Annotated in this window: 9 protein-coding genes; 4 read left to right on the top strand and 5 right to left on the bottom strand. The window is 44.4% G+C overall.

What is annotated here, in order from left to right; genetic code table 11:
• Positions 1-48 precede the first annotated feature (48 nt).
• The 4 genes from ACE1CD_RS34590 to ACE1CD_RS34575 form a co-directional block, all read right to left on the bottom strand.
• On the bottom strand, positions 49-456 hold the full coding sequence (locus ACE1CD_RS34590; RefSeq protein WP_374827665.1) for a M48 family metalloprotease: 408 nt from the start codon (positions 454-456) through the stop codon (positions 49-51).
• On the bottom strand, positions 419-658 hold the full coding sequence (locus ACE1CD_RS34585) for a zinc ribbon domain-containing protein (RefSeq protein ID WP_374827664.1): 240 nt from the start codon (positions 656-658) through the stop codon (positions 419-421). The genes ACE1CD_RS34590 and ACE1CD_RS34585 overlap by 38 nt, the downstream gene beginning before the upstream one ends.
• The gene (locus tag ACE1CD_RS34580; RefSeq protein ID WP_374827663.1) at positions 606-1,220 is read right to left on the bottom strand and encodes an RNA-guided endonuclease InsQ/TnpB family protein; all 615 of its coding nucleotides are present in this window, start codon (positions 1,218-1,220) and stop codon (positions 606-608) included. Before ACE1CD_RS34580 ends, ACE1CD_RS34585 begins: the two co-directional genes overlap by 53 nt.
• Positions 1,221-1,425: 205 nt before the next feature.
• On the bottom strand, positions 1,426-1,740 hold the full coding sequence (locus tag ACE1CD_RS34575; protein WP_374827662.1) for a hypothetical protein: 315 nt from the start codon (positions 1,738-1,740) through the stop codon (positions 1,426-1,428).
• A 293-nt stretch (positions 1,741-2,033) separates the two neighbouring features.
• Between ACE1CD_RS34575 and crcB the strand changes: the two genes are divergently transcribed.
• The 3 genes from crcB (at position 2,034) to ACE1CD_RS34560 (ending at position 5,445) form a co-directional block, all read left to right on the top strand.
• Positions 2,034-2,432 (top strand): fluoride efflux transporter CrcB, encoded by a 399-nt coding sequence (gene crcB, locus ACE1CD_RS34570; RefSeq protein ID WP_374792548.1) that lies wholly within the window; start codon positions 2,034-2,036, stop codon positions 2,430-2,432.
• 99 nt (positions 2,433-2,531) lie between these two features.
• Complete coding sequence (locus tag ACE1CD_RS34565; protein WP_374827661.1) at positions 2,532-4,745, top strand: hypothetical protein; 2,214 nt, start codon at positions 2,532-2,534, stop codon at positions 4,743-4,745.
• A gap of 43 nt (positions 4,746-4,788) precedes the next feature.
• The gene (locus ACE1CD_RS34560) at positions 4,789-5,445 is read left to right on the top strand and encodes a Coq4 family protein (protein WP_374792546.1); all 657 of its coding nucleotides are present in this window, start codon (positions 4,789-4,791) and stop codon (positions 5,443-5,445) included.
• A gap of 111 nt (positions 5,446-5,556) precedes the next feature.
• On the opposite strand, the gene ACE1CD_RS34555 is transcribed toward ACE1CD_RS34560, so the two are convergent.
• Positions 5,557-5,730 carry a hypothetical protein gene (locus tag ACE1CD_RS34555; protein ID WP_374792544.1) on the bottom strand — a complete coding sequence of 58 codons (174 nt, stop codon included), beginning with the start codon at positions 5,728-5,730 and terminating at the stop codon, positions 5,557-5,559.
• A gap of 398 nt (positions 5,731-6,128) precedes the next feature.
• Between ACE1CD_RS34555 and ACE1CD_RS34550 the strand changes: the two genes are divergently transcribed.
• Positions 6,129-7,062 (top strand): RNA-guided endonuclease InsQ/TnpB family protein (locus ACE1CD_RS34550; protein WP_374792542.1); only part of this gene is annotated, 934 nt, incomplete at its 3' end.

The raw sequence follows: 7,062 nt of genomic DNA, 5'->3' as shown, positions 1-7,062 counted from the left end.
TTGGGTGTAAAATGAAGGTATTAAATTCATTTTTTTCATTAGTTAGGTCTACTTGAGAATAGCAGACCTATTTTTTTTTGACAACAATCGGTCAACCCCGCACGCAGTAAGGGGTTGACCGATTGTTGTCTCCCCCCCAGTAATCAAAAGCGGTTCAAAAGCGGGATTGCCTTCGATCGGCATCTGCCTAGCACCAGCTTCCAAACGTTGTAATGCACGGGCTAAAGCGCGAGGATTTCCAGTTAGTTTGGCTGCGCCGGCATCAGCAGAAAATTCCCTTGTGCGAGAGATACCTAACTGAATTACAGTCGCTGCGATCGGCGCGAGAATTACAGTCAGCAACATCCCCAAGGGATTGGGGCCATCGCGATCGTCTCGCCCGCCGGAAAACCACATACTGTAGGTGACATCTCCCACACTAATCCGAAGCGGATATAGTGTGGGCTTCCAAACCAATCCGGCTATTGCTTAGGAGGCGTTTGGCTTTAAGAACGGAATGCCCTACCGCTCTATTCTTGATATTGATAGCTGCATTACGATCGCGGTCTAGTTCACATCCACATGAACAACTATGCCAACGAACGTGCAGCTTTTTTGGTACTTTCTCACCGCAATTGGAACAATCTTGTGAGGTGTTGTGAGCGCTTACTGGAAGCACCAACAAACCAGCATTTTCGTGTCAGGTAATAACCATCAGCTTTCTTTGTAACTGATGCGGTTTTAATTTTGAACCCATCTGGGATAGGGCGATGCAAGACAACTTTGACCTTGCCAAACATCGGTAAGTTAATCAGATTGCCCCGTAAGCATCCTTCTTTCATCTGCGGATAGGTGAAAGTACGATAGCGATTACGAGTCTTAAATCGAGGTTTGCCGCTTCGCTTGCCGTTGCTATCACCTTTGAGAAATCTGCTCATAGTTACCTCCACTCGCTTGACTACATCCTGAAGGACTTGTGAGTAAATCTCGCCATACCAAGGATGAGTTTTCTTAAGTTGAGGTAACGTCTTCTTTTGGCTGAAATAATCGGGATTATCCCTCAATTCAGGCAAATGACATACAAGAGGGCAAGCATTAACAGAACAACGATTTTGCTCCCACCAATTAAACCTATCAGCCAACAAAAAATTATACTGAGCGCACAGCATTGACAGCCACCTGTCTAGTTTTTTGGCTTGGTGTCTTGTTGGACGTAATCGGTACTGGTAAGCGGTTCTCATTGTTGCCCTCCTTGCATATCATGTTAGCATTATTGTGTTCGCATCGACAACACAACATGAAAGGCAAAAACCTACATATTCGACTATCTGAAAAGCGTCTCAACAAACTGAGAGCAATCGCTGCGGAAAGAGAAAAGACTGTCACCCAGATGGTAGAAGAATGGATTGATAGACTATCCTCTACATCTATTGGGTGACTTCGTACCTACGTCACCCGCGCATTCATGAGGTTAGCTGCTGGACTGGGAACGATGTATACTCCTGGCATGGGTAAACCAGCGCGATCGCACAGTTTTTGCACCATTTGATACAAATTGGGTGCTTGCTGGTAGCTAATTGGCTGGGCACCATAAGCAGCTAACGCGATTCGATCGGAGAAATACCAAGAACCCAGATTAGTGACAGCTGCTAGAGCAATCCCTATAAACGCACCAGTCCAGCCACCGATTAGCCAGTAGCCGATCGTAATTAACAGAGCGCTTAACAAACCCAATAAAGCAACTGTTTTAAATTGATTCATACGCTACTCCCAGTTACATTCATTTAGACATCTATCTACGCAATGGCTTTTTGTGATATTTTGTTTCATTCTACTCAACCCAGATCGAGTGCGACGACGGCGAACGCCCACTCACAGGTACGGTTTAACGCACCAGGCTGATTCGGGAAATCGCTAGGCTCTCGGCACTTACTATGGCAGAGGGGCTCCAGAAAAAAAGGAAAAAAGTTCATAAACGAACAAAATCGTAACTACTCCGAAAGAGCCCATTTAACTCAAAACTAAAAACTCAAAATTTTGGCAAAGGTTGGCAAATGTTACAAGATCCTAACATTCGGGTTCCCATAGCGATTAGTTCGGGAGCGATCGCAGGTGCGTTGTGTCGTTATTACATAACATTGTGGTTCGCGCAACGCTTCGGGACGGGATTTCCCTACGGGACATTTTTTATCAACATTACCGGTTGTTTGGCGATGGGTTTCTTTACCACCTTGGCATTAGAACGGGTAGCAAATATTTCTCCAGAAGTGCGTTTGTTGATAACAACCGGATTTTTAGGCGCTTATACTACTTTTTCCACCTACGGATTAGATACGATGAACCTACTGCGCGAGCGCACTTATTTGGCAGCAGGTCTTTACTGGGCAGGCAGTGCAATACTGGGAACGATCGCCGTCCAGATGGGTATACTTCTCGCTCGACTGGGAAAGTAGACTGGTGGGATCGAATTGGAAAACTTACTCTTGTCTAAACATACCTCTGTGCGGAGAGACTGATATCATTCAAATGGAAGGACGAGTTACAGCTGTTGAATGGTTAACAACTATCGTCGGTTAGAAATTGCGGAATATGTTTTCCTGGCTGGCTCGGTGGCTGGGACAATCATAGCTGCGATCGGCGGACAGATCGTCTATGTGGCTATACCGCTATCTGTGTTGGCGATCCTGAACTCGATCGTTCGCCGTCGCTCTGAAATCCAAACCAAACAGAGTACCAGTGCTGCTATTACTCGCTTTCAGCGACAAATTGCCGGGGATATCGAATCTTTTTACGCCTCAGTTGGCTCTTTACCTTCTTCGCCAGAATTCGTTCCCTTGCAGTCCGATCGATTGCAACAGGTTGTGGCTTCGTCTGTAAGGACTAACCTCAATCCCATTTATCGAGATGTCGCCGATCTGCGGGAACAGTATGCCAGTTTGCAGGAGTCTCTCAGAAGTGTTGTGCAATACCTTAACAATTCTTCGCTTTCGACAAGGGTAGAGAATTTAGAACAGGCGATCGAAAAATTTTCTCAAAGCATCTCGGCTATTTCCAATCTGCTCGATGAACTAAAAGCGCAAGTACAAGAACCTCAACTGGAAAAACAGACTAGGCAAGAAAGGTTAAGCTCGGAAAGCGAGTCTTATAGCTTGCAAATTCAAATCGATGAGCTAAAACAAGAAATCTTAGCGATTCGACAGTCGCAATCATCTCCAGAAGCTAGCGTTGATTGGGAAGTGCAAAGTCAACTCGATCGGCTAAAACAAGAAATCTTGGCGATTCGACAGTCGCAATCATCTCCAGAAGCTAGCGTTGATTGGGAAGTGCAAAGTCAACTCGATCGGCTAAAACAAGAAATCTTAGCGATTCGACAGTCGCAATCATCTCCAGAAGCTAGCGTTGATTTGGCAGTGCAAAGTCAAATCGATGAGCTAAAACAACAAATATCGGGGATTTTGGCCAAATCATCTCCAGACGCCAGTGCTTATTTAGAACTGTCAAATCAAGTTAATCAGCTAAAACAAGAAATCTTAGCGATTCGACTGGAAAAAACATCTCCAGAAGCTAGCAGTAATTTGGAACTGCAAAACGAAATCAATCAGCTAAAAGAGGAAATTTTAAATATTCAACAAGAAAACCAAACTGCGTCAGCAGGAACGAACGAGCGATCGCAAAGCTGGGAAAGTGATTGTTATTGGTTGCAAAACCAACTGGACGAACTAAAGCAGGAAATATTAAATATTCAACTGGCACAACAGATTAAGGAAGAAAGCGAGGATGGGAAAACTTCCGAGCGAAACAAGAGCGAACCTTCTCAACTTATCTCGCCACTTATCAATCAACCAACTGCACAAAGTTGGAGTTGCGTGCAAACTATAACAGCACATTCTGACTGGGTAGCTGCTCTGGCGATAAGTTCGGATGGAGAAAAAATAGCCAGCGGCAGTTTTGATGGCAGAATTAAAATTTGGAACTTGCACACTGGGGAATTAATCCGGATAATTTCGGAAAAAGCAGGCGTAGTTTATAGCATTGCTTACGCTTGTTATACGACGAATACCCACAATCGAAAAGCTGAAATAATTGCTAGCGGAGGATCGGATCTTACCGTTAAGTTATGGGATGTAGAAACAGGTGTAGGGATAGATACTTTTAGGGAGCATAGCGGCTCGGTGCGTTCTGTGGCTATCAGTCCAGATGGCAAAACCCTTGCCAGCGGCAGCTTTGACCAGACGATCAAAGTATTGTCTTTGGCAACGGGAAAACAAATATACACTCTCACAGGTCATTTAGGAGCGGTGAGTGCGATCGCTTTCAGTCCGGACGGACAGTTGCTTGCTAGTGGTGGTGCGGACGGAAACATCAAATTTTGGCATTGGAACACCGGACAGCTATTGCACACTTTGAGCGAGGATGTCGGTGCAATTGGCGCGATCGCTTTTCATCCCAATGGGCTTCTGTTCGCCAGCGCCAGTACCGATCGAACAATCAAATTATGGGATTTGGGCACTCGCGATCGCATCTCCACTCTCATCGGTCATACAGGTGCAGTTACATCTGTTATCTTCAGTCCCGATCGCGAAAATATCATCAGCAGTAGCGCAGATGGTACGCTCAAGATTTGGCATTTAGAAACAGGTTTTGAGGTGTGCAGTCTTAGTGGAGATTCAGCTAGTTCTCTCATATCCGTTGCCATTAGCCCCAACGGTCAAATGCTTGTGGCTGGCAGTGTGGACGGTACGATTCAAATTTGGCAACGCCATTAAGTAGGTTAAAATCAATTTGGATATTATTTATGGTAGAAATCAAATGCACATTGCAGACAGTGTACAACAGGAGTGGGAAACCCAGTTAATCGAAAGTTTTCTGGATCTTGTCAAGGCTCCTGATGGAGAATTCGGGAGTATACGACGTTTGTCAAACGCCACTAAAGATGCTTACAGTTTGGATCTGATGGTGGAGTTTCTTTCTCGCCATCCACAAGGAAAGCAAGCGTTTGAGCAACGCCCGGTTTTAGGGGATGTCGATCTACAACAACTTCATCAGTTACCGGAAAATACGCTCGGTTATCTTTTCGCAAATCATATGTTCAAAAACGGTTTGACTCCTTTAAAACCGAGCAATATGCCGGATGACGATCGCTCTTTTTTGATGTGGCATATAACTGAAACTCACGATATCTGGCACGTTGTCACAGGCAGCAACACAAATATTACCGGAGAAATCGAACTAGAAGCATTTTATGTGGCGCAACTTTTTGCTTCCCGTTTTTGGCTGGCACTGCTTTGCAAAAATTTGTTCAAAGCCGCACTGCAAAATGTAGAAATTTCTCATCAATATATGGATGCTTTAGTCAAGGGTTGGTTGCTAGGAAAACAAGCGCAACCTTTATTTGGAATTCAGTGGAATACTTTATGGGAAACGCCCCTGTCAACGCTGCGAAATCAGTTGAATATCAATTTATAAATTGGCGATGCTGTAGCGGCTTGTTTAAATATTTGAGATGAGGATAATATACCAGTAGCTAATCATAAACCGAACGGGAACAAATAATAATTATTAATTTATCATTAGTCCTTAGCGCGTTCCGGCACCTTGGCTAGAGTCGGGGCAACCTTGATTGGGAGGCTCGTAGTTTTCTAGTTGCATCCCTTTGCTGGAGCTTATCGTTGCTAAGCTGGATTCGACATATACAAATTGAACTCCCACAATTAAGCTAAATACGCCTATAATTTTAAGTAGAGAACCCATAGCATTCACCTGAACTGAACACTATATAATATCCGGCATTGATTGGGAGATCTCAGTGATAGATGAGTTAATGTAAATGTGATAATAATATTAAAATTTAGTGATGTATTTACTGTAGATAACGTGATTGGATGTAACAAATATAAGTGATTCGGATCACAAGCAAAAGATTTACTGAGAGTAAATTTGGTGCAGATGGGTCATTTTCAGCACATAGGGCGGTTGTTGCGAGAGCAGGGGTCGTCCCCTTGCTCGTCTTATTTAATGGGATTGCCGGGAACTCCCTATCCCCTTGTGGGTGGGGATGAAAGGCAAGTCAATCAAGCGGTTCGATGCCGCGCAGATTGACAATAATCTATCGGGCTTACCATTAATCTTTTTTGTGCTAAACTTAAAGTATGAGAAACGTTGTTAAGGTCAGAGTCTATCCAACTACTGAGCAGCAAGTAGCTTTATCGAAAGCGTTTGGCTGTGCTAGGTGGTGGTGGAACTACGCTTTGAACCTAAACAACGAAACCTACAAGGCAACTGGAAAGGGGCTGTCAAGGCAGGGGTATAACGACCGACTACCAGAACTAAAAAAAGAGTTTCCTTGGTTGGCTAAATGTTATTCTCAAGTTCTTCAGTCTGTGTCCCTGAACCTATCTCAGGCGTTTATCAACTTCTTTGAGGGACGAGCCAAATACCCCAACTTCAAGAGTAAGCATGGTAAGCAGTCAATCCAGTATCCACAGCACGTCAAGCTACTGGATGAAGCGATTAAGCTGCCTAAAATTGGTGAGGTCAAAGCAAAACTTCATCGTGTTTTTGATGGCAAGCTGAAAACTGTTACCGTCAGCATGAGCAAAACGGGTAAATATTATGCTTCTCTACTCTTTGATGATGGACTGCCGGAGCCTCAAAGAAGCAGTCAGGGTAAAGCGATTGGAGTTGATGTAGGGTTGACTCATTTTGCCATTACGTCTGACGGTTCTAAGTTTGACAATCCCAAGCCGCTTAAAAAGCGAGAGAACAACCTGAAACGCCAGCAACAGAAGTTATCTCGCAAGCAAAAAGAATCAAAACGTTGGGCCAAAGCAAGGCGCATTGTGGCGCGAGTGCATGAGCGGATTGCCAACACTCGCAAAGACTTCCAGCACAAGCTCTCTCGCAAGTTGGTGAACGAAAACCAAGTCATCGTTGTGGAGAATCTTGCGGTCAAAAACATGGTGAAAAACCACAATTTAGCGAAAGCGATTAGCGATTGTGGGTGGTCGGAATTCACCAGACAGTTAAAGTACAAAGCTGAAAAAGACGGAAAAACCTACCTTGAGATTGGTCGGTTCTTTCCAT

It is taken from the genome of Aerosakkonema sp. BLCC-F183, from assembly GCF_041929145.1.
GTDB lineage: Bacteria > Cyanobacteriota > Cyanobacteriia > Cyanobacteriales > Aerosakkonemataceae > Aerosakkonema.
Note: the sequence above shows the minus strand (reverse complement) of the source record. Positions and strands in the feature narration are given on the sequence as shown.